Here is a 21122-nt window from a genome sequence, read left to right as displayed (position 1 = left end):
GCCGAGACGACGCCCCGGGGGAAACGGGCCGAGACGGGTGGGCGGGTGGGAAAGGCGCCGCGGAGCGGCGAAGCAACACCGCGGAGCGGTGGAAGCCAGGGGCCGCGGAGCGGCCCGGAACCCCCGCGGAGCGGGGGAGAGAAACCTGGTGTCACCTACTCCGCCGGCGCCCGCCCGGTGAGAGAAGTGAGACTGCTCCGCACATGATCCATGTGCGCCCGCACGTGATCCCACCGCTCCCCGTGCTCCCGCAACACCCGATCCGTCTCCCGGGCGATCCGCTCCTCACTGACCCGCGCCTCGGCGACCAGCTCCGCGGCCCGCGCCCCCGCGTCCTCCTGCCGGTGCCGGTCCCACTCCTTCGCCTCCGCCAGCGCCCGCTCGGCCCGGGCGAGCGTCTCCCCGGCGCGCGCCTCGCGGTCGAGCAGCCCCGCCTCGGCCTCGGCCTCGCGCTCACCGGCGGCCCGCTCGAACTCCGCCCGCCGGGCCGCGTGCTCCGCCTCCTGCGCGGCGACCAAGACCTCCGCCCGCCGCCGCACCTCGCGCAGCGCGGTGAGCACCTCGCCCCGGTCCTCCTTGATCGCGCGCCGCGCGGAGACCCGTACCTCGTCGGCCTCGGCACGCGCGTCGACCAGCCGCGCGAGGGCCCACTCCTCGGCCTCGCCGCGCACCTCGTCGGCGTACGCCCGCGCCGCCTCCCGTACGTCGCAGGCCACCGCCTCGGCCACCTCGGCCTCCGCACGAGCCTCCCGCCGGGCCTCCTCCCGCAGGGTCTCGGCCTCCTCCTCGCCGAGCTCGAAGATCCGCCGCGCGCGCTCGCCGAGTTCCTCGTACGTCTGCGGGGCGAGCCGGGTCACGGCCTCCCGCAGCCGTTCCGTCTCGGCCTCCATGTCCTTGGCCAGCACGGTGAGCCGGGCGGCCCGCTCCCAGGCCGCGTCCCGGTCCCGGGAGAGCGCCACGGCGTACGCGTCGACCTGTTCGGGACGGTAGCCACGCCCCCGTACGGCCACGAAGCCGTGCGGCGACACCCGTGTGCTGCTCATCCTTGGACCCCTCTCCGCCCGACCCACACGAAAAGACGATTTCGCGCACATCTTGATGGATCACGCGGAAGTGTTCATAACGCGACACTCCGCCCGCCCGATCGGCCGAAGACGGGGCACAGGCATGTCATTCGAGGTCGGCGACGGCGTCACGGACGAACGAACGAGGCGCCCGGCCCGTGACCCGGGCCGAGCGCCTCATCCTTACCGCCGTCGTCGTGTCCGTCCCGCGGTCCCGCGGGAGGCCGCTCCTAGAGCAGCCCGTCCCACATCTCCTCCAGCAGGACCGACCACCAGCTCTCCGGCGAGGCCAGGGCCGCCGGGTCGAGCGAGGCGAGCTGGGCCTGGAAGTCGACCGTCCAGCGGCCCGCCTGCTCCTGGTTGAGACCGAACCGCAGCCGCCACATCCGGCCGAGCAGCGCCAGACAGCGCGCGAACTCGGGCAGACCGGTGTTCACGAACTGCGGCGGCACCGGAGCACCCCCGGGACCGGCCTCCACCGGCACCGCGACGATGTTCGCCGTGCCGTACTGGACACAGATCGCCTTGCCGAAGTCGCTGCCCATGACGAGGTACGAGCCCGCGTCCTGGGACGCCGCCACCCCGCGCTCCTGCGCCAGTTCGGCGAGCGTGGGCACCGGACGGCCCGGCTGCGCCTGCGCCCAGAAGAACGGGCCCATGTCGACCGGCAGCCCCGCCACGACGAGGGTGTGCGCCACGATCGGCGGAACACCCTGCCGCGACACGGCCGCGTGGTCGAACCGGAAGACCCCCGGCCCGAACGCCGCCGCCAGCTCCTGCCCGATCGCCTCCGGCGGGACCGGCGGCACGGGCTGCACCGGCGGGATCGGCGCCCGCACCGGCGCCGGACGCGCCGGACCGTCCGCGACCTGGTGCAACTCGCTGTGGTGCGCGAGAAGTTGGTGCATGCCCTGCTGCCGGCTCGCGTGATCGGTGCCGTACGGCGCGATGCTCGTGATCCGGGCCTGCGGGAAGGTCTCCCTGATCATCCGCGCGCAGTAGGCGCCCGGCAGCTCACAGGACTCCAACTCCGTGTGCAGCTCCAGCACTTGCTGCGGCGGCACGTTCATCGCGCGCAGCTCGTGCAGGATCTGCCACTCCGGGTGCGGCATGCCCGGCGCGGACCGCCGGATGAGCTGCTGCTCGGACCCGTCCTGCGCCCGGTAGCGCAGCACGGCCTGATAGCCGGGTCCGACGGTCGGCTGCCCCGTCTGCGGATAGCCGTACGCGGGCTGCTGTCCCCCCATCGGCTGCCCGGGCAGAGGCTGTCCCGGCAGCGGCTGAGGGACGCCCGGCGCCATGCCGGGCCCCTGCGGGGGCTGCGGCGCACCGGGGCCACCGGACGGAGGGGCGAACATCGTCGCCGCGTGGTGCACCTCACCGGGGGGCGAGCCCCCGGGAGCGCCGGGCGCACCCGGCGGCTGCGGCGCACCGGGCCCGCCCACCGGGGGCCCGGCCAGCATCGTCGCGGCGTGGTGCGCACCGCCCGGAGGAGGCGTGGCACCCGGCGGGGCCGGCACACCGGGAGCGGCCTGCTGCCAGGGCGCGCCCGGGGCACCGGGGGCACCCGGCGGCTGCGGCGCACCGGGGCCGCCCACCGCGGGCCCCGCCAGCATCGTCGCCGCGTGGTGGACACCGCCCGGAGGCGGCGTGGCACCGGCAGGCGTGGGCGCGCCGGGAGGCGCCTCGGGCCCGTCAGGCCCGAGCTGGGAGACGAGCTGGGTCGGCACGTAGCCGCCCGCGGGCGCGCCCGGTCCGGGCGGCGGCGGAGGCGTACCGCCCGGCCGCGCTCCGGGCACACCCGGGGCGCTCGGCGGATGCGGCGTGCCCGCGGACCCACCGCGCGCCGCCCGGGGCGGCTGTGCCTTGCTGGTCGCGGCGTCGGCGATGTCCCCCGCGTTCGGCGGCAGCGGCCGCGACGGCACGGCGGGCGGCGGCGTACCGGGGGCAGACGGAGCGCCGGGCGGCGGAGTGCCCGGTCCCGCCCCGGGGCCCTGCGGATAACCGTAGGCCGAGGCGTCCGGCACCCCGTGACCCGAAGAACCACCGGACGGCACGGGCGGGTTGGGGCCTCCGGCGACGGGCGACAGCGTCGTGCGCGGGAGCTGGCTGCCCCCGGACATGAGGGCGGTCTGATCGTGCGCGGCCACCGGCGGCGGAGTGTGCGCGTCGTCGGCGTCCGTCAGCGGCGGCGCGAACACGGTCGCGGGCAGCGGTACGGAACGGTCGTCGCCGGGATCGGCGTTCGTGTCCGTCCCCGCCCACGGGGTCGCGTCGGCGGGAACCGGCGGCCTCATGTCCTGCCGGTCCGGGACCTCGTCGTCGGTCGGGGCGTCCGGCCACGGCGTGGCACCGCCGGGAACCGGAGCGGGAGAGGCGGCGGCCGGCGCGGGCACACCCGGCGTGGTCGGCGGGGAAACGGCGTGCACGCCCGGCGCGGCCGCGGCCGCGTGCTCCCCGGAGTCCCCCGGCGCACCGGAAGGCGAGATCCCGGCCGCGGCGGCCCCGTTCGCGGAACCGCCCGCCGCGGCGGCGGGACGCGACCCGGCCCCGTCGGAGCCGGACGATCCCGACCCGGCACGCCGGTCCGGGATCCCCATCCTGTCCGCGGCCTCCTGCAGCCACTCCGGAGGGCTCAGCAGGAACGACGTCTGGTTCAGATCGACCCGGGCCGCGGGCGCCGGCGCCGGTTCGGGCGCCCCGGCCGGCCCCCCGTACTCCTCCTCGTACCGGCGGATGACCTCACCGACCGGCAGCGCGGGCCACAGCGTGGCCTCCCCGCTGTCCCGGGCGATGACGAGCCGCTGCCCGCCGCCGTCGGAACGCGGTCCCTCGGCGCGGTCCTCCGCCCAGACGACGAAACCGAGTTCGAACTCGCGCACCCGCACCTCGCGGTGCTGGTATCCGGGCACATCCCCGTTGATCCACTCTTCCGCGCGCTCCTGCGCCTGCGCGAAGGTCACCATCGCAACCTCACTCCCCCACCGAAGAGACGGGCACGGCGTACGCGAAGCCGCCGTCCACCATCAGATTCGCCACCGTCTCCAACTCCGGCGGATTGCCGGCGAGCCGCGACAGGAACTGGTCGAAGTCGTCACCGCACGGCAGCAGAAGCCGCTCCACCCGCTCGGCCGCCGGCCACGCGTCCGTGTCACGGGCGTCGTCGAACGCGCAGAACCAGACCGAACCGATCCGGTCGCCCTTCACCTTCACGGCCAGCAGACCGCCCTGCACGAACCCGACACCCAGGTAGTCCTTGGTCAGATGGTCGCGCAGACACTTGTTGACGTACACCAGGTCGTTGACCGCGGCCTCGTCGCGCACGGTGAACAGCGGCTGGTCCACCAGGAGTCCGAGCTCCGCGTCGAGCGCGGCGCCGACCGGCGCGCATCCGCCCGCGGCCTTCAGGAACGACCGGTAGGCGCCGGGCAGCCGGTAACCGAGGTCCTCCTCGACCGCCTGCACCTGCTGCTCGGACACCGCGACCGACGACTTCGGCAGCCCGAAGTGCGCGGGCCGCGTCTCCTGCAACGGCCGCGTCCCCCGCTTGGAATGGTCGACGGCCGCGGTCGCGACACCGCCGTGGTGCCGTAGCAGCGCCTTCACCTCGACCGGCACCAACTCGAGCCGCCGGGTGCCCGCCACGTGGTGCCACGTCCAGCCGTGCGGAGTCGCCACCGCGGGAATCGTGTCCCACAGCTCGTGCCCGGACGCGGCGAGCGCGGCGTTCGCGGAGACGTAGTCCGTGAGCCTCAACTCGTCGACGCCGAAGCCCTCCGGAGGCTCCGCGATCTCCGCCGCGGCACGCGCGTAGAGCGAGAAGTCGGGATAGCCGCGCTCGTCGATCCGCACACCTCTGGGGTGGCGCGCTGCCCGGACCGGATCCGGGAAGTTCACGACTTGCCCGGCGTAGGCCGCGTTCGGCGGCGCGGCTTGTTGCCCGAGCCGACCTGTCGTCATGGCGGTTGCCCCCTGCGGCGTCTTCAGTAGCTGGATGGAGCGCGGATGTCGACAGCCTATTCGGTTGTACGACACCGGTCACCGGGCCTCCGGTTCCGTGACCAGCCGTCACCCCGCCGTGACCGTATGCCGAAGCCCTGGCGTGTCGCGGCGCCCCAGCTACCGCTCCCGCCATGGCATTTGGCAGTCTGTCTCCGCACCGGGGGATGCACGGGAGGGAAAGACGATCATGAACGCCACGCATACGGGCACGTCCGGGGACCCCCGGGTCGGCTGGAGCAGCGCCGAAGCGCTGCACGCCCCCGCCCTGCTGTACCGCCGCGACGGCATACTCCCCACCGTCGCCGCCGCCCTCTCCGTCCGCGGCGCCACCCTCACCGGCACGGCCGCCCGCGGCGACCAGCCACCCGCCCTTCACCCGCTGGTCCAGGACTTCCTCGACACCCTCACGAACGCGCAGCGCGACCGCTTCACCGGCCGCTGCGCCGAGGCCATCCTGATCTCGCGGCAGATCGCCTCCGCCGACGCCGAACGCAGCAAGCGCGCGGGCCGCAAGCCGATGACCAACGGTGAGGCCCGCAAAGCCCTCAAGGGAGCCAAGCTCACCGCGCGCCGCATCCGCGAGGACGGCGACCCGCTGCACGGCAGCTTCGCCCCGCCCTGCCGCTCCTGCACGGCGCTCAGCGGCCACTTCGGCGTACGCGTCGTCGACCCGGCCGCACCGGACGCCTGAACTCCCCCTCCCCCGCACACGTACGCATGACGGCGTCCCGCGACGCCGATGTCCCATCCCTCGACGAACGAAGGGCAGATGCACTCCGAACGCTCCTCCTCCAGCCTCTTCTCCCCTCCCGGGCAGGGGACACCCTCCACCCGTTTCCCCGAACCCGTGGACGCCGTGCTGCGCGCGGCGGGATGGCAGCCTGGACGCTGGGACATAAAGCAGGCCGAGTACTGGGCCGACGAGCTGCGCGGACACGCGTCTCCGGCCGGGCACCGGCACTCCGTGTTCCCGGCGGCGGTCGAGGCGTGGGCGGAGTTCGGGGGGCTGCGGGTCGGCGCCACGGGGCCCGGGCGTCAGGTCGCCCCCGCCCTGCTGCATCTCGATCCCCTGCACGGGCTGCACATGGCCCGCACCCTCGGCGATCTCGGGCGCGCGCTCGACACCGAGGTGTGCCCGCTGGGCGAGGAACCCGACTCCCACGCGCTGCTCGCCATCGACGCCGAGGGCCGTGTCTACACCCTCGACCACACCGGCGACTGGTACCTGGGCCCCCACATCGACGCGGCCCTGACCACCCTCCTCACCGGCACGGCCCCACCCCGCCTGACCACGACCTGACCCCTCCCGGGCTCCGCCCCTCCCCCGGGCCCGGGGCGCCTGCACCGCCTCCGGCCCAGTCACGGGACAGACGTTTCCCGCCCCCTCCGCCCCGACCCGTCCCCTACCTGGGGCTCCGCCCCAGACCCCGCTCCTCAAACGCCGGAGGGGCTGAAAATTTCGCCGGCCGGAGCTGAAAGCTTCGGCCGACCGAGCGGGGAAGCTTCGGCGGGCCGGGGTGGGAACCGCCTGGATCACGCACCCGCAGTCGGCCGCGCGCCGTCGGGGCCGTGCCGGTACATCAATGGCCGTCGGTCGCCACCGACGGTCACTCCTCACCCAACGGCGACGGGCTGATGCACCGGCACGGCCCCGACCCACCCACCGGACGGAACCCGCGCCCGGCGGACGGAAACGGCACCCGGCGACCGCCCGGAGGGCTACGCGGGGATGACCGCCGACACCCGGAACCCACCCGCATCCGTCGGCCCCGACACGAACACACCCCCGAGCGCGGCCACCCGCTCCTTCATCCCCAGCAGCCCGTTCCCCCCACTGGGCAACCCCACGGACGACCCCGCCCCCACCTCCGGCGGACACTCGTTCTCGACCTGCATCGCGATCTCGGACACCCGATGCGCCAGCCGGACATACGTCTTGGCCCCCGCCGCGTGCTTGTGGACGTTCGTCAACGCCTCCTGCACCACCCGGTAGGCGGTCTGCTCGATCTCGCGGGCGTACGCCCGCATGTCCCCCTCGACCGACAGGGCCACGACCATCCCGGCCGCCGCCGACTGCCCGATCAGCTCATCGATCTCGGCCAGACTCGGCCCCTCACCGCCCCCGGCGGAGTCACCGGCCGCCCGCGAGGCGGCGGCGGCCGCCGCGGCCCCCACAGCCGCCAGCGGCACCGACGGCACGCGCGCCGGCACCCCGTCCCCCGTGCGGAGCACACCCAGCATCTCCCTCAGCTCGGTCAGCGCCTGCCGCCCCATGTCCCCCACCAGCGCGGCGTTCTTCACGGCCTTCTCGGGATCCTTCCGCGCGACGGCCTGAAGCGCCGCCGCGTGCACGACCATCAGCGAGACCCGGTGCGCGACGACGTCGTGCATCTCCCGCGCGATCCGGGTCCGCTCCTCGTTGCGCGCCCACTCCGCCCGCTCCTCCGCCCGCTCCGCGAGAAGCTGCAGCTCCCGCTCCAGCGAGTCCGCCCGCTCGCGCAGGCTCTCCATGAGCCGGCGCCTGGCCCCCATGTACAGCCCGAGCAGCACGGGCGGCGCGGTCATCCCGATGGCCGTCGTGATGGAGGCGAAGGGGACGAGCCAGTTCCCCATCGGCACGTCCCCGTCCACGACGCTCTGGTGCGCGCGGACGAACGTGACGATCAGCATGCCGGCGAAGGACATCCCGGCCAGCGCCGCGGTGATGCGGCGCGGCAGCTCGGAGGCGGCGAGTGTGTAGAGCCCGACGAGTCCCATGAGGAAGCCCATCTGGGCGGGCGTGATCGCGATGGACACCAGCACGACCGCGATCGGCCACTTCCGCCGTACCAGCAGTACGGACCCGGCCACCGCCCCGAACGCGACCCCCACCGGAGCGGGCAGTCCCGCGTCGTGCGCGAAGCGGACCCCCTCGCCCCCGCACTCGAACGCGGACGCCAGAGCGAGCCCCGCGTCCAGCACCGCACCGCGCCATCCGACCCACCACCACGGCCCGTTCCCGGCCGCGGTGTGCTCTTCCCCCGTCGTGGTCATGCCTCCAGCCTACGGTTGCACCCCGAACCATTTCCGGTGAGTTTCACCGACTGGCCTACACCACACCCCGCCGGATCCGGCGGCCCCGCGAACACCCTCGGCGCCCGACCGCGCGAGCGCCACCGGCCCCCGGCCGTCCCCGGTCTGCAAGCACAGGAACGCAAACACCGGGCCGCCACGGACGCCTCGGACGGACTCGGGGACCACTCGGTCATCTGCCGCACGGGCAGCACCGAGTTGTACCGTCGCACGGAGGGCATCCGGTACGGCATAGTGTTGGGTGCCGACTCGACGAGCCGACCAAATGTCCGGTTCGATCGAGTTCATTCCCCCGTGGTGTAATTGGCAGCACTGTGGCTTTTGGTGCCATCTGTCCGGGTTCGAGTCCTGGCGGGGGAGCCTTGGTCGATCCGGCCCCTGACAGTGCCATCAGGCCCTCTCCCACATCCCTCCTGATTCGCCCCGGTATCCTGCGGATGTCCACACCCCGCCATCCGAAGCCGAAGGGCAACCCCGTGAGCGCCAATCGCCCGGCAGCCGTCGTCGTACTTGCAGCGGGTGAGGGCACCCGTATGAAATCGGCCACACCCAAGGTTCTCCACGACCTCTGTGGACGCTCTCTCGTCGGTCATGTGCTGGCCGCCGCGCGTGAGTTGGACCCCGAGAACCTGGTCGTCGTCGTCGGGCACGCCCGCGAGAAGGTCGTCGGGCACCTCGGGGAGATCGACCCGGACGTCCGGACGGCGGTGCAGGCCGAGCAGAACGGCACCGGGCACGCGGTACGGATGGGCCTCGAAGAGCTCGGCGGCGGCGTGGACGGCACCGTCGTCGTGGTCTGCGGCGACACCCCCCTGCTCAGCGGAGAGACCCTGCTCGCGCTCGCCTCGACCCACAGCGCCGACGGCAACGCCGTCACGGTGCTGACCGCCGAGGTCCCCGACGCCACCGGCTACGGCCGCATCGTGCGGGACGGCGCCAGCGGCGCGGTCACCGCGATCGTCGAGCACAAGGACGCCACCGACTCGCAGCGCGCGATCCGCGAGATCAACTCGGGCGTCTTCGCCTTCGACGGCCAGCTCCTCGCCGACGCGCTCGGCAAGGTGCGCACGGACAACAGCCAGGGCGAGGAGTACCTGACGGACGTCCTCGGCATCCTGCGCGAGGCCGGGCACCGCGTGGGCGCGGCCGTCGCCGCCGACCACCGCGAGATCGCCGGCATCAACAACCGCGTACAGCTCGCCGAGGCCCGCCGCATCCTGAACGACCGCCTGCTCACGCGGGCCATGCTGGCCGGCGTCAGCGTCGTCGACCCCGCGACGACCTGGGTCGACGTGACGGTCACCTTCGAGCCGGACGCGATCGTGCACCCCGGGACGCAGCTCCAGGGCGCCACGCACGTCGCCGAGGGCGCCGAGGTCGGGCCCAACTGCCGCCTGAAGGACACCCGGGTGGGTGCCGGCGCCCGCGTCGACAACACCGTGGCCGACACCGCCGAGGTGGGCCCGCAGGCGAAGGTGGGCCCGTTCGCCTATCTGCGTCCGGGCACGCGGATCGGCCTGAAGGCCAAGGTCGGCACGTACGTCGAGACGAAGAACGCGACGATCGGCGAGGGGACGAAGATCCCGCACCTGTCGTACGTCGGTGACGCGACGATCGGCGAGTACTCGAACATCGGTGCCGCCAGCGTGTTCGTGAACTACGACGGGCAGGAGAAGCACCACACCACGATCGGCTCGCACTGCCGTACGGGTTCGGACAACATGTTTGTGGCTCCTGTCACGGTCGGGGACGGCGCGTACACCGCGGCGGGCTCCGTCATCACGAAGGACGTACCGCCCGGTTCGCTGGCCGTGGCCCGCGGCCAGCAGCGCAATATCGAGGGCTGGGTGGCTCGCAAGCGTCCCGGAAGCGCCGCCGCGAAGGCCGCGGAGACCGCCTCCCGGGAACCGGAAGGCGAAGGCTGACCGGAAAACGGCACGTCTGGGACGGCGTACCGTGATAAGTGCACACCCGCACCCCTGCTGAGAAGCCCTCTCGCAACCCAGCTGAGAAGGCCTCTCACGCCCACTGAGATGACCTCTGAGGAGACAGTGCTGTGACCGGGATCAAGACGACGACCGGCGAGAAGAAGATGATGTTCTTCTCCGGCCGCGCCCACCCCGAGCTTGCCGAGGAGGTCGCCCACAAGCTGGGTGTCGGGGTCGTCCCGACGAAGGCCTTCGACTTCGCCAACGGCGAGATCTACATCCGCTACCAGGAGTCCGCGCGCGGCGCCGACTGCTTCCTGATGCAGAGCCACACGGCTCCCATCAACAAGTGGATCATGGAACAGCTCATCATGATCGACGCTCTCAAGCGGGCCTCCGCCCGGAGCATCACCGTGATCGTGCCCTTCTACGGTTACGCCCGTCAGGACAAGAAGCACCGTGGACGTGAACCGATCTCGGCGCGTCTGATCGCGGACCTGATGAAGACGGCCGGCGCGGACCGCATCCTCACGGTCGACCTGCACACCGACCAGATCCAGGGCTTCTTCGACGGCCCGGTGGACCACCTGTTCGCGCTGCCGATCCTCGCCGACTACGTGGGCGCCAAGGTCGACAGGTCCAAGCTCACCGTCGTCTCCCCGGACGCCGGCCGGGTGCGGGTCGCCGACCGCTGGTGCGACCGTCTCGACGCTCCGCTGGCCATCGTGCACAAGCGCCGCGACAAGGACGTCGCCAACCAGGTCACCGTCCACGAGGTGGTCGGTGACGTGAAGGGCCGCGTCTGCGTCCTCGTCGACGACATGATCGACACCGGTGGCACCATCTGCGCCGCCGCCGACGCGCTCTTCGCGCACGGCGCGGAGGACGTCATCGTGACGGCCACGCACGGCGTGCTCTCCGGCCCGGCGGCCGACCGTCTGAAGAACTCCAAGGTCAGCGAGTTCATCTTCACGGACACCCTGCCGACGCCGGGTGAGCTGGAGCTCGACAAGATCACGGTGCTGTCGATCGCCCCGACGATCGCCGACGCGGTGCGTGAGGTCTTCCAGGACGGTTCGGTGACGAGCCTGTTCGAGGAGCAGTAGGCCGCACCCCGCGGGCCGGTGACGGACCCCGTCGCCGGCCGGTCGCCTAGATCGATTTCTTGTACGGCCTCCCCGCCCCGTAAGCTGTCACAGTTGCTCGGCGAGGGAGGCCGCACTTTCATGTGCGGCGGTCCGTTATCGACGCGCTCTTCGTAGCAGGCCGATGGTTTGGCCGGGTGACCTTCTTCCCCAGTTCTACGAGGAGTGAACATGTCCGAGGTCAAGCTCGCCGCCGAGTCCCGCACCGAGTTCGGCAAGGGTGCCGCCCGCCGCGTCCGCCGCGAGGGCAGGGTCCCCGGCGTCGTCTACGGTCACGGCACGGACCCGGTCCACATCACGCTGCCGGGCCACGACCTGCTGCTCGCCCTGCGTACGCCCAACGTCCTGCTCTCCCTGGACCTGAACGGCAAGACCGAGCTCGCGATCCCGAAGGCCGTCCAGCGCGACGCCATCAAGGGCTTCCTCGAGCACGTCGACCTGCTCCTCGTGAAGCGCGGCGAGAAGGTCACCGTCGAGGTCTTCGTGCAGACCGAGGGCGAGCTGGCCCCGGGCAGCTTCCTCGTCGAGAACGTGCTCAACACCCTGACGGTCGAGGCCGAGGCCACCCACATCCCGGAGTCGGTCACCGTCTCCATCGAGGGCCTGGAGGCCGGCGCCTCCATCCACGCCAAGGACATCACGCTCCCCAAGGGCACCACGCTGGCGATCGACGAGGACGCGGTCGTCATCCAGGTCCTGTCGGCGCAGGCCGAGGAGCCGGCCGCCGAGGGCGAGGCCGAGGGCGACGCGGCCGCCGAGGCCTGATCCCCCCGGAATCTTCATCTGTGTCAGCCGCCGCTCCTTCTCGGGAGCGGCGGCTGCCGCGTATCAAGGACACATGGGAGACACGGACGTGACGACCGACGCCAACGCGCCCTGGCTGATCGTGGGCCTCGGCAACCCGGGCCCCGAGTACGCCATGAACCGGCACAACGTGGGCTTCATGGTGGCCGACCTGCTGGCCGGGCGGATCGGCGGGAAGTTCAAGCGGGCGGGCAAGGCGCAGGCCCAGGTGATCGAGGGGCGGATCGGGCCGCCCGGTCCGGCGAACCGCCGGGTGATCCTGGCCAAGCCGATGTCGTACATGAACCTGTCGGGTGGCCCGGTGACCGCGCTGCGGGACTTCTACAAGGTGCCGACGGCGAACATCGTGGCGGTCCACGACGAGCTCGACATCGACTACGGCGTGCTGCGGCTGAAGCTGGGCGGCGGCGACAACGGCCACAACGGTCTGAAGTCCATGACGAAGGCGATGGGCGCGGACTATCACCGGGTGCGGTTCGGCATCGGGCGTCCGCCGGGCCGTATGCAGGTGGCGGACTTCGTGCTGAAGGACTTCGGGTCCACCGAGCGCAAGGAGCTGGACTACTTCGTCGACCGGGCGGCGGACGCGGTGGAGTGTCTGGTGATCGAGGGCCTGGAGCGGGCCCAGAGCACGTACAACTCCTGAGGGCCGGGGCCCGCGAGGGCCCGGGGGACGCGGCGGGACTGCGCAGGGCCGGGACCTGTGGTCGACGTACGCGTACAACTGCCGACTTGTCCCCTGCCGGGGTTGACCCAGCGCGCGGCCATGGCCAATGATCCCCGCCATGCGTGCCGTCACCTCACGTCAGAGCGCGTTCGCGGCGCTCCGTTTCGGACAGCTCGCGGCGATGGGCGTGGTCACCGGGCTCATCCTGATCGCGGGTGTGTGGGCCTCCTGGGGCACCGCGCAGCACGTGATGCTGAGCAAGGGCCGGGAGCAGGGCACGATCGCGGTGCGGTCGTGCTCGGGGGACGTCTGCACGGGTCCGTACACCCCGGCGTCGCCCGGTTCGCGGGCGCGGGCCCATGTCGTCATCGACGAGTCGGTGGCGGTGGAGAAGGGCCGGACGTACACGGTCACGGTGAAGCCCGGCAGCGACGAGGTCGTCCGCAGCGGCCCGGCCGGTCTGCTCTACGCGTGGGTCCCGCTCGGGGGTGCCCTGCTGCTCGCCTCGGTGGTGGTGGCGGGCGGTCTGCGGCTGACCCGCGTGGCCTGGCTGATGGCGGGCACGGGGATGGCCCTGCTGACGGCGACGTTCCTGGTCGTGTGAGGGCACGCGCACGCGGACACGGCACGACCCGCGCGCCCCGACACACGGCACGGGCTCGCGCCACCGACGCACGGCACGGACCCGTGCCACGGACATGCCACGGACACACGAAGGCGCCCTCCCCCCTCGTACGGGTACGAGCGGGAAGGGCGCCTTCTCGTCTGTCCGCCGGTGTCCGGCGGCGCCGGCTCAGCCGGTGTTGCGCAGACCCGCCGCCACACCGTTGACGGTCAGGAGCAGGGCCCGCGAGAGCAGCGGGTCCGGCGTCTGTCCGGCCGCGGCCTCGTCGCGCTGGCGCTTGAGGAGCGCGACCTGGAGGTACGAGATCGGGTCCAGGTAGGCGTCGCGGATGGCGAAGGTCTGCTGGAGCACCGGGTTGGTGTCGAGCAGCTTGTCGCCGCCGGTGATGCGCAGCACCTCGCGCACGGTGAGCTCGTGTTCGGCCTCGATGACGTCGAACACGTGCTTGAGCTCGTCGGGGACGAGGGTGTCGACGTAGTGGCGGGCGATCCGCAGATCGGTCTTCGCGAGGGTCATCTCGACGTTCGAGAGGAAGTTCCGGAAGAAGTGCCACTGCTCGTGCATCTCGTCGAGCACGGTGTCCAGCCCGGCCTCGCGCAGTGCCTTGAGGCCGGAGCCGACGCCGAACCAGCCGGGCACGATCTGCCGGGACTGGGTCCAGCCGAAGACCCACGGGATGGCGCGCAGTCCGTCGAGCGAGACGCCCGAGCCGGGGCGGCGGGAGGGCCGCGAGCCCAGGTGCAGGTCGGCGAGCTGGTCCACCGGCGTGGAGGCGAGGAAGTACGTCGGCAGGTCGGGGTCCTCGACGAGCCTGCGGTAGGCGGAGTGGGCGGCGTCCGAGACGACGTCCATCGCCGCGTCCCAGCGGGCCAGCGCCTCGTCGGACTGGCGGGGCGCGGTGTGCAGGGCGGACGCCTGGAGGGTGGCGGCGACCGTCAGTTCCAGGTTCTCGCGGGCGAGCGAGGGGACGAGGTACTTGTCGGAGATGACCTCGCCTTGCTCGGTCACCTTGATCTCGCCCTCCAGGGTGCCCCAGGGCTGCGCGAGGATCGCGTCGTGCGAGGGGCCGCCGCCGCGGCCGACGGTGCCGCCGCGGCCGTGGAAGAGGCGCAGGCGTACGCCGTAGCGGTGGGCGACGTCGCGGAGCCGGCGCTGGGCGCGGTGGATCTCCCACTGCGAGGTGGTGATGCCGCCGAACTTCGAGGAGTCGGAGTAGCCGAGCATGACCTCCTGGACGTCCCCGCGCAGCGCCACGAGCCGGCGGTACGAGGGGTCGGAGAGCATGTCCTCCAGGATGGTGTCTGCGGCCTTGAGCTCGTCGGTGGTCTCCAGGAGCGGCACGATGCCGATCTTGGCCCAGCCGGCGTGCAGGTCGAGCAGTCCGGCCTCGCGGGCGAGGACGGCGGCGGCGAACACGTCGTCGGCGCCCTGGCACATCGAGATGATGTACGACTCGATGACCTCGGGCCCGAAGATCTTCAGGGCCTTCTTGACGGTCTCGAAGACGCCGAGGGTCTTCTGTCCGGCCGCGTCGAGCGGCGCCGGGGTGGGGCCGAGCGGGCGACGGGAGCGCAGTTCCTTGGCGAGGAGCTTGGCGCGGTAGTCGCGCGGCATGTCCACGTAGCGCCAGGACTCCTCGCCGAGGCGGTCGAAGAGCTGGCCGAGGGCGTGGTGGTGGGCGTCCGCGTGCTCGCGTACGTCCATGGTGGCGAGCTGGAGACCGAACGCGGCGAGCGTGCGGATGGTGCGGTTCATGCGGCCGTCGGCGAACAGGCCGCCGCGGTGCTCGCGCAGCGAGGTCTGGATGAGGGTGAGGTCGCGCAGCAGCTCGGCGGTGCCGAGGTAGTCGCGGCCGTCCTGGTGCGGTGTGCCCTTGGCCAGGCGGTCCTTGGTGTTCTCCAGCTTCTGCCGGATGCAGGTGGCCTTGAGGCGGTAGGGCTCTTCGGCGTTGAGGCGCTTGTAGCGGGGGCTGATCTCCGGCAGGCGCTCCAGGTCGCTCTGGAGGGATTCCAGGAGTTCCTCGGTCGCGCCGGTGTAGCGGATGGAGTTCGACAGGAAGCCGCGGAGCTCGTCGATGAGTTCCAGGGCGTCGTTGATGCCGTGCTCGTGCTGGAGGATCAGGACGTCCCAGGTGACGTCGGGGGTGACGTTCGGGTTGCCGTCGCGGTCGCCGCCGATCCAGGTGCCGAAGGTGAGCGGGCGGGTGTCGTCCGGGAGGGCGACGCCGACACGTTCGAGTTCGGCGGTGAGGTCCTCCAGGACGTCGCCGACGGCGCCGGCGTGCAGCTCGTCCAGGTAGTAGATGGCGTTGCGGGCCTCGTCGGCGGGCTCGGGGCGCACGACGCGGAGTTCGTCGGTCTGCCACACGAGGTCGATGTTCTCGGCGAGGCGGGTGTCGTAGCGGCGGCGGTCGGCCTCGATGACCGGGGTCTCGAGGAGCGCGGCGATGCGCCGCAGCTTGTTGAGGACCGAGCGCCGGGCCGCCTCCGTGGGGTGGGCGGTGAACACCGGGCGGACGTTGAGGTTCTTGACCGTCTGGCGCAGGTGCTCGGGGTCGGCGTCCTTGAGCCGGTCGGCCGTCCGGGCGAGGAGGCTGCCCTCGGCGGCGCGCTTGGCGCGCAGCTCGCGGCCGCGGTGCACCTGCTCGGTGACGTTGGCGAGGTGGAAGTAGGTCGAGAAGGCGCGGACCAGCTTGGCGGCGGTCTCCAGCTCGGTGCCGCGCAGCAGCTCGGCGGCGGCCTCGCCGTCCTCGCGGGTCAGGCGGCGGACCTTCTCGACCAGTTCCAGGAGCTCGGGACCCTCCTGCCGTACGAGGGTCTCGCCGAGGAGGTCGCCCAGGCGGCGGATGTCGGCGCGCAGTTCGCTGCTGGTCGTCGTGGTCTGGTCGTCGGCACTGCTCACAGGTGCGGCTCCTTGCAGTGGTGAAGCTCGTCTGAAGAGTGGGGAATCTCGTTCGAAGCTCGTCTGGGAGGGAACCCGGGTGACGACCGCGCGCGGCGGGTGCCGCTTAGGGAGGTGGCATCCGGGAAGAAATCAGAACGGACCGCGCTGTCCGACCGATACCAAGGATAGGTGTCCCCTCGGACGCGCAGGCTCACGGGCTCTTGCCGCCGGGCTACGCGCTGACATACTTACGACGCCGTAGGTTACGGACCCGTAGGTATTCCCGTCGGACGACGGGGGAACCCTGGGTTCGGACCCGGACACCCTTCCCCGTCGTTCCTCACCCTCGAACCCCACAGGGGACGCCCATGACCACGAGTTCCGATGTGATCGACGACGCCCCGCGGGCGGACGGCGACACCTCGCTGCCCGCCGCGACCCTCGGCGGCGAGAAGAAGGGGTCGCTCGAACAGATCACCCTCCTTCTCTTCATCACCGTTCCGTTCCTGGCCCTGCTGGCGGCGGTTCCGCTGGCCTGGGGATGGGGGCTGAGCTGGCTGGATGTCGGCCTGCTGGTCTTCTTCTATTACCTCGGCTGCCACGGTGTGACGATCGGCTACCACCGCTATTTCACCCATGGTTCCTTCAAGGCGAAGCGTCCCCTGCGGATCGCGATCGCGGTCGCGGGGTCGATGGCGGTCGAGGGCCCGCTCGTGCGCTGGGTCGCCGACCACCGCAAGCACCACAAGTTCTCCGACGCGGAGGGCGACCCGCACTCGCCGTGGCGCTACGGCGAGACGGTGCCGGCGCTGATGAAGGGCCTGTGGTGGGCGCACATCGGATGGATGTTCGACGAGGAGCGGACCTCGCAGGAGAAGTACGCCCCCGACCTGGTCAGGGACCCGGTGATCCGGGCGATCTCGCGTCAGTTCATCCTCTGGACGCTGCTCTCGCTGGCGCTGCCGGCCCTGATCGGCGGTCTGGTGACGATGTCGTGGTGGGGCGCGTTCACCGGGTTCTTCTGGGGGTCACTCGTCCGGGTGGCGCTGTTGCACCATGTGACCTGGTCGATCAACTCGATCTGTCACGCGGTCGGCAAGCGTCCGTTCAAGTCGCGTGACCGTTCGGGCAACGTGTGGTGGCTGGCGGTCCTCTCGTGCGGGGAGTCCTGGCACAACCTCCACCACTCCGACCCGACGTCCGCGCGGCACGGTGTGGACCGCGGCCAGCTCGACTCCTCGGCGCGGTTCATCCGCTGGTTCGAACAGCTCGGATGGGCCTACGACGTGCGCTGGCCGTCACGCTCGCGTCTCGATTCCCGCCGCAGCGACGACGGGAACGGCTCCCGACGCAAGACGGAAACCGCCGAAGCGGCATGATTGACGGCGTGGCGACCGACTCCAGCAGCACCCCGAGCAGCAACGAGAAGCCGCGGCGCGCGCGGCGCACCCGCATGACCGGCGCCGAGCGCCGTCAGCAGCTGCTGGAGATCGGCCGCACCCTGTTCGCGGCCAAGGGCTTCGAGGGCACGTCGGTGGAGGAGATCGCGGCCAAGGCCGGTGTCTCCAAGCCGGTGGTCTACGAGCACTTCGGCGGCAAGGAGGGCCTGTACGCGGTGGTGGTGGACCGCGAGATGCGGCGGCTGCTGGACATGGTGACCGGTTCGCTGACGGCGGGGCATCCGCGTGAGCTGTGCGAGCAGGCGGCGTTCGCCCTCCTGGACTACATCGAGGAGTACACGGACGGGTTCCGCATCCTGGTCCGCGACTCCCCCATCCCGCAGTCGACGGGTTCGTTCGCGTCCTTGATCTCGGACATCGCCACCCAGGTGGAGGACATCCTGGGCCGCGAGTTCAAGAGCCGCGGCTTCGACTCGAAACTGGCGCCGCTGTACGCCCAGGCCCTGGTCGGCATGGTCGCGCTGACGGGCCAGTGGTGGCTGGACGTCCGCAAGCCGCGCAAGGCGGAGGTCGCCGCCCATCTGGTGAATCTGGCGTGGCACGGCCTGGACGGTCTGGAGCCGAAGCCCCGGCTGATAGGGCATCGCAAGGCCTAGAAAACGGGCCGGGAGCCCCGCTCCCGGCCCTTCGCGGTTCCTGCTCCGCGGTCCCTGCTCAGCGGTCCCTGCTCAGCGGGGCGCCTAGTCAGGCGCAGCGTCCGGCTCCGGGTCCGGCTCCAGGAATTCGAGGCGGTTGCCGACGGGGTCCTCGGAGAAGAAGCGCCGGTGACCGGGCAGGTCCTCGTCCCAGGTGACGGGGAAGCCGGCGGCCGCGATCCGTGCGGCACAGGCGTCGATGCCGGCGACCCGCAGCCCGGGGTGGGCCTTCTTCGCGGGACGGAAGGAGGCCTCGATCCCCAGGTGCAGCTCGACGGCCCCCGCCCGGAACCAGCAGCCCCCGCGGGCGGCGAGGACGGGCGGCTTGGGCGTCTCGGTCATGCCGAGGGCGTCGACGTAGTACGCGCGCAGCCGGTCCTCGGAGCCCGGCGGGGCGGCGAGCTGGACATGGTCGAGCGCGGTGAGCATCACGCCTCCTTCCGGGCCACGGCGAACAGCCGGCGGAACGGCAGGACCGTGCCGTACGGCCGCGCGGGGTAGGCCTCGCGCAGCAGGTCGCGGTAGGCGCCGAGGAAGGCGTCCGTGGCCTCGGGGTCGTCCGCGAGGGCGGTCAGCACGGGCCGCAGCGCGGTCCCCTTCGCCCAGTCGAGCACGGGGTCGGGGCCGGTCAGCAGTTGCATGTACGTGGTCTCCCAGACGTCCGTCCGGCAGCCGGCGCCCTCCAGCCGGTCCAGGTAGACGAGCGGGTCGTGGACCGAGTCGGCGGGGCGGAGGGTGTCGCCGACGAGGCCCTTCCAGCGCGGGGAGGTGGCGAGTTCGCGCAGGAGGACGTGCAGCGGGGCGTCGGTGTTGTGCGGCATCTGGAAGGCGAGGGTGCCGCCGGGCGCGAGGGCGTCGAGCCAGCCCGGCAGCGAGTCCAGGTGTCCCGGCACCCACTGGAGGGCGGCGTTGGAGGTGATCAGGTCGTACGTCTCGGCGGGTGCCCAGTCGGTGAGGTCGGCGTGGGCGAAGTCGAGCCGTCCGCCGCCGGCGGTGGGACCGGCGTGCTCCTCGGTCCTGGCCAGCATGTCGGCGGAGTTGTCGTAGCCGGTGATGCGGGCGGTGGGCCAGCGGTCGGCAAGCTGGACGGTGACGTTGCCGGGGCCGCAGCCGAGGTCGGCGATGCGGGCGGGCTCGTGGGGAAGATCGGTGACCTGGGCGAGAAGGTCGGCGAAGGGGCGGGCCCGGTGACGGGAGTGGCGCAGGTACTGACCCGGGTCCCAGGTGGGGGTGGCAGCCATGGGTGGCCTCCTCGAAGTCGACGTCGCCGCGGTCGCGGGGGCGCGGGCCGCTGAAGGGCGCGGCGACCGGACCGTTCGGATCTCCAGCCTCACAGGAAATCTATCTCGACGTCAAGAGACTTGCCGTCGAGAAGCTCCACATCAAGAGACTTCATGTCGACACAACCACTACACTGATCGTCATGGAGGACGAGGTCGATCGGCTGGTCGCTGCGTGGCGCCGGGAGCGCCCTGACCTCGACGTGGAACCGCTCGAGGTGCTCAGCCGGGTGAGCAGGCTGGCCCGGCACCTGGACCGTGCGCGTCGGCTCGCTTTCGCCGAGCACGGCCTGGAGCCCTGGGAGTTCGACGTCCTGACGGCGCTGCGGCGCGCGGGATCCCCGTATCAGCTCTCCCCCGGACAGTTGCTGACCCAGACGCTCGTGACCTCCGGCACGATGACGAACCGCATCGACCGTCTGACCAAGAAGGGTCTGGTGGAGCGCCTCCCGGACCCGAGCGACCGCAGGGGCGTGCTCGTCCGCCTCACGGACGAGGGATGCGACCGCGCCGACCAGGCGCTGGCCGGTCTGCTCGACCAGGAGCGGGCGATCCTCGCCGAGCTGAGCCGGGCCCAGCGCGGTGAACTGGCCGGGCTGCTACGCCAGTTGACCGCCCCGTTCGACAACATCCCCGGTTAGGTCCACGGGTCCGACCCCGGCCCGCCTGGCCAGTGCGACGGCGGCGAGGGTGGAGTGCACCCCGAGCTTGCCGAGGACGTTCTGCATATGGGTGCGGACCGTGTGCGGCGACAGGAACAACCGCTCCGCCACCGCCTTGCGCCCGAGCCCGGCGACCATGCACCGCAGCACCTCGCGCTCGCGGGGCGTCAGCGACTCGACGAGCCGCTCGCTCTCGGTGCGGTGCTTGCGCGCGGCGGTGAGCTCGCGCAGCACCCCGGTGAGCAGGGCGGGCGGCAGATGGGTCTCGTCGCGCAGCACACCCCGTATGACGGTGAGCAGCCGCGACAGCGAGCAGTCCTTGGCGACCCATCCGGAGGCCCCGGCCTGCAGCGCGAGCGCGGCCCGGCGTGGGTCGTCCTTCTCGGCCAGCACGACGGTCCGTACGCCCGGCTGTCCCGAACGCACCCCTGCGACCAGCGAGATGCCGTCGACCAGGCCGTCCTCGTTGCTCTCCTGGACGGGCACCGCCGGACGCATGCCGGGCAGATTGCCGCCCAGGTCGGCGTCGACGAGCAGCACGTCGAAACGGCGGCCCTCGGCCGCCGCGCGTTCGAGGCAGCGCAGCGCGGCCGGACCGCTGCCGGCGGCGGACACGTCGACGTCGGGCTCGGCCGCGAGCGCGGCGGCGAGCGACTCGGCGAAGATGCGATGGTCGTCGACGACCAGTACTCGGATGCGAACCACAGAAACCCCCACTGTCGGGGGACGATCCGTACGGGTACGGCGCCCGAGGTGATCCCGGGTCCGCTTGCGACCCGGAAAACGAGGTGCCTCCGCCGCACGGCCGCCGCCGTGCTGGAAGTGCTACCCCCACTACGGGCGTCGTACCCGACTGTCTCGCCCCCTGATCAGCACCGGCCCCCACCGGCACTGT

General features: G+C 72.1%; 18 protein-coding genes and 1 tRNA gene. 11 read left to right on the top strand and 8 right to left on the bottom strand.

Going from position 1 to position 21122, the window contains the following annotated elements:
• Positions 1-155 precede the first annotated feature (155 nt).
• From ACZ4TO_RS27870 to ACZ4TO_RS27860, 3 genes are all read right to left on the bottom strand, one after another.
• Entirely contained in the window at positions 156-1043 is an 888-nt protein-coding gene (locus ACZ4TO_RS27870) for a cellulose-binding protein (protein ID WP_468025512.1), read from the bottom strand.
• A 251-nt stretch (positions 1044-1294) separates the two neighbouring features.
• Entirely contained in the window at positions 1295-4030 is a 2736-nt protein-coding gene (locus tag ACZ4TO_RS27865) for an SUKH-4 family immunity protein (protein WP_468025511.1), read from the bottom strand.
• A gap of 7 nt (positions 4031-4037) precedes the next feature.
• Complete coding sequence (locus ACZ4TO_RS27860) at positions 4038-5024, bottom strand: SMI1/KNR4 family protein (protein WP_385044576.1); 987 nt, start codon at positions 5022-5024, stop codon at positions 4038-4040.
• A 229-nt stretch (positions 5025-5253) separates the two neighbouring features.
• On the opposite strand from ACZ4TO_RS27860, the gene ACZ4TO_RS27855 reads away from it, so the two are divergent.
• Complete coding sequence (locus ACZ4TO_RS27855; RefSeq protein WP_382791754.1) at positions 5254-5757, top strand: YwqJ-related putative deaminase; 504 nt, start codon at positions 5254-5256, stop codon at positions 5755-5757.
• Positions 5758-5835: 78 nt separating this feature from the next.
• The gene (locus tag ACZ4TO_RS27850; protein ID WP_382791752.1) at positions 5836-6366 is read left to right on the top strand and encodes an SUKH-3 domain-containing protein; all 531 of its coding nucleotides are present in this window, start codon (positions 5836-5838) and stop codon (positions 6364-6366) included.
• 419 nt (positions 6367-6785) lie between these two features.
• Here ACZ4TO_RS27850 and ACZ4TO_RS27845 read toward each other — a convergent pair whose 3' ends face one another.
• Positions 6786-8099: a sensor histidine kinase gene (locus ACZ4TO_RS27845; RefSeq protein ID WP_382791750.1), complete on the bottom strand. Its 1314-nt coding sequence runs from the start codon at positions 8097-8099 to the stop codon at positions 6786-6788.
• A gap of 327 nt (positions 8100-8426) precedes the next feature.
• Between ACZ4TO_RS27845 and ACZ4TO_RS27840 the strand changes: the two genes are divergently transcribed.
• From ACZ4TO_RS27840 to ACZ4TO_RS27815, 6 genes are all read left to right on the top strand, one after another.
• Positions 8427-8498 (top strand) — tRNA-Gln (locus tag ACZ4TO_RS27840).
• Between the two features lie 116 nt (positions 8499-8614).
• The gene (gene glmU / locus ACZ4TO_RS27835) at positions 8615-10063 is read left to right on the top strand and encodes a bifunctional UDP-N-acetylglucosamine diphosphorylase/glucosamine-1-phosphate N-acetyltransferase GlmU (protein WP_468025510.1); all 1449 of its coding nucleotides are present in this window, start codon (positions 8615-8617) and stop codon (positions 10061-10063) included.
• Positions 10064-10194: 131 nt separating this feature from the next.
• On the top strand, positions 10195-11172 hold the full coding sequence (locus tag ACZ4TO_RS27830; RefSeq protein WP_385044588.1) for a ribose-phosphate diphosphokinase: 978 nt from the start codon (positions 10195-10197) through the stop codon (positions 11170-11172).
• A gap of 210 nt (positions 11173-11382) precedes the next feature.
• Positions 11383-11976 (top strand): 50S ribosomal protein L25/general stress protein Ctc, encoded by a 594-nt coding sequence (locus tag ACZ4TO_RS27825; RefSeq protein WP_382791742.1) that lies wholly within the window; start codon positions 11383-11385, stop codon positions 11974-11976.
• A gap of 73 nt (positions 11977-12049) precedes the next feature.
• Entirely contained in the window at positions 12050-12661 is a 612-nt protein-coding gene (pth, locus tag ACZ4TO_RS27820) for an aminoacyl-tRNA hydrolase (RefSeq protein WP_382791739.1), read from the top strand.
• A 127-nt stretch (positions 12662-12788) separates the two neighbouring features.
• Entirely contained in the window at positions 12789-13286 is a 498-nt protein-coding gene (locus ACZ4TO_RS27815) for a hypothetical protein (protein WP_382791737.1), read from the top strand.
• Between the two features lie 189 nt (positions 13287-13475).
• Here ACZ4TO_RS27815 and ppc read toward each other — a convergent pair whose 3' ends face one another.
• Positions 13476-16208, bottom strand: coding sequence for a phosphoenolpyruvate carboxylase (gene ppc, locus ACZ4TO_RS27810; protein ID WP_382791734.1), 2733 nt, complete (start codon positions 16206-16208; stop codon positions 13476-13478).
• Positions 16209-16558: 350 nt separating this feature from the next.
• Here ppc and ACZ4TO_RS27805 point away from each other — a divergent pair, with 350 nt between their 5' ends.
• Entirely contained in the window at positions 16559-17569 is a 1011-nt protein-coding gene (locus tag ACZ4TO_RS27805) for an acyl-CoA desaturase (RefSeq protein ID WP_382791731.1), read from the top strand.
• Complete coding sequence (locus ACZ4TO_RS27800) at positions 17566-18246, top strand: TetR/AcrR family transcriptional regulator (protein ID WP_355761080.1); 681 nt, start codon at positions 17566-17568, stop codon at positions 18244-18246. The genes ACZ4TO_RS27805 and ACZ4TO_RS27800 overlap by 4 nt, the downstream gene beginning before the upstream one ends.
• An 84-nt stretch (positions 18247-18330) precedes the next feature.
• Here ACZ4TO_RS27800 and ACZ4TO_RS27795 read toward each other — a convergent pair whose 3' ends face one another.
• Together ACZ4TO_RS27795 and ACZ4TO_RS27790 are read right to left on the bottom strand one after the other, a co-directional pair.
• A complete protein-coding gene (locus tag ACZ4TO_RS27795) occupies positions 18331-18714 on the bottom strand; it encodes a VOC family protein (protein ID WP_385044594.1) in 384 nt (127 codons plus the stop codon).
• A complete protein-coding gene (locus tag ACZ4TO_RS27790; RefSeq protein WP_382791725.1) occupies positions 18714-19526 on the bottom strand; it encodes a trans-aconitate 2-methyltransferase in 813 nt (270 codons plus the stop codon). The genes ACZ4TO_RS27795 and ACZ4TO_RS27790 overlap by 1 nt, the downstream gene beginning before the upstream one ends.
• A 182-nt stretch (positions 19527-19708) precedes the next feature.
• Between ACZ4TO_RS27790 and ACZ4TO_RS27785 the strand changes: the two genes are divergently transcribed.
• Positions 19709-20206: a MarR family winged helix-turn-helix transcriptional regulator gene (locus ACZ4TO_RS27785; protein ID WP_103553555.1), complete on the top strand. Its 498-nt coding sequence runs from the start codon at positions 19709-19711 to the stop codon at positions 20204-20206.
• Here ACZ4TO_RS27785 and ACZ4TO_RS27780 read toward each other — a convergent pair.
• The gene (locus tag ACZ4TO_RS27780) at positions 20165-20932 is read right to left on the bottom strand and encodes a response regulator transcription factor (RefSeq protein ID WP_326787288.1); all 768 of its coding nucleotides are present in this window, start codon (positions 20930-20932) and stop codon (positions 20165-20167) included. The two genes, ACZ4TO_RS27785 and ACZ4TO_RS27780, sit on opposite strands and share 42 nt — an antisense overlap.
• Positions 20933-21122 lie beyond the last annotated feature (190 nt).

The sequence above is a fragment of the Streptomyces sp. NPDC028298 genome (genome assembly GCF_055565895.1).
The sequence above is the reverse complement of the archived record's forward strand: the minus strand, read 5'-3'. Positions and strand labels throughout refer to the sequence as shown.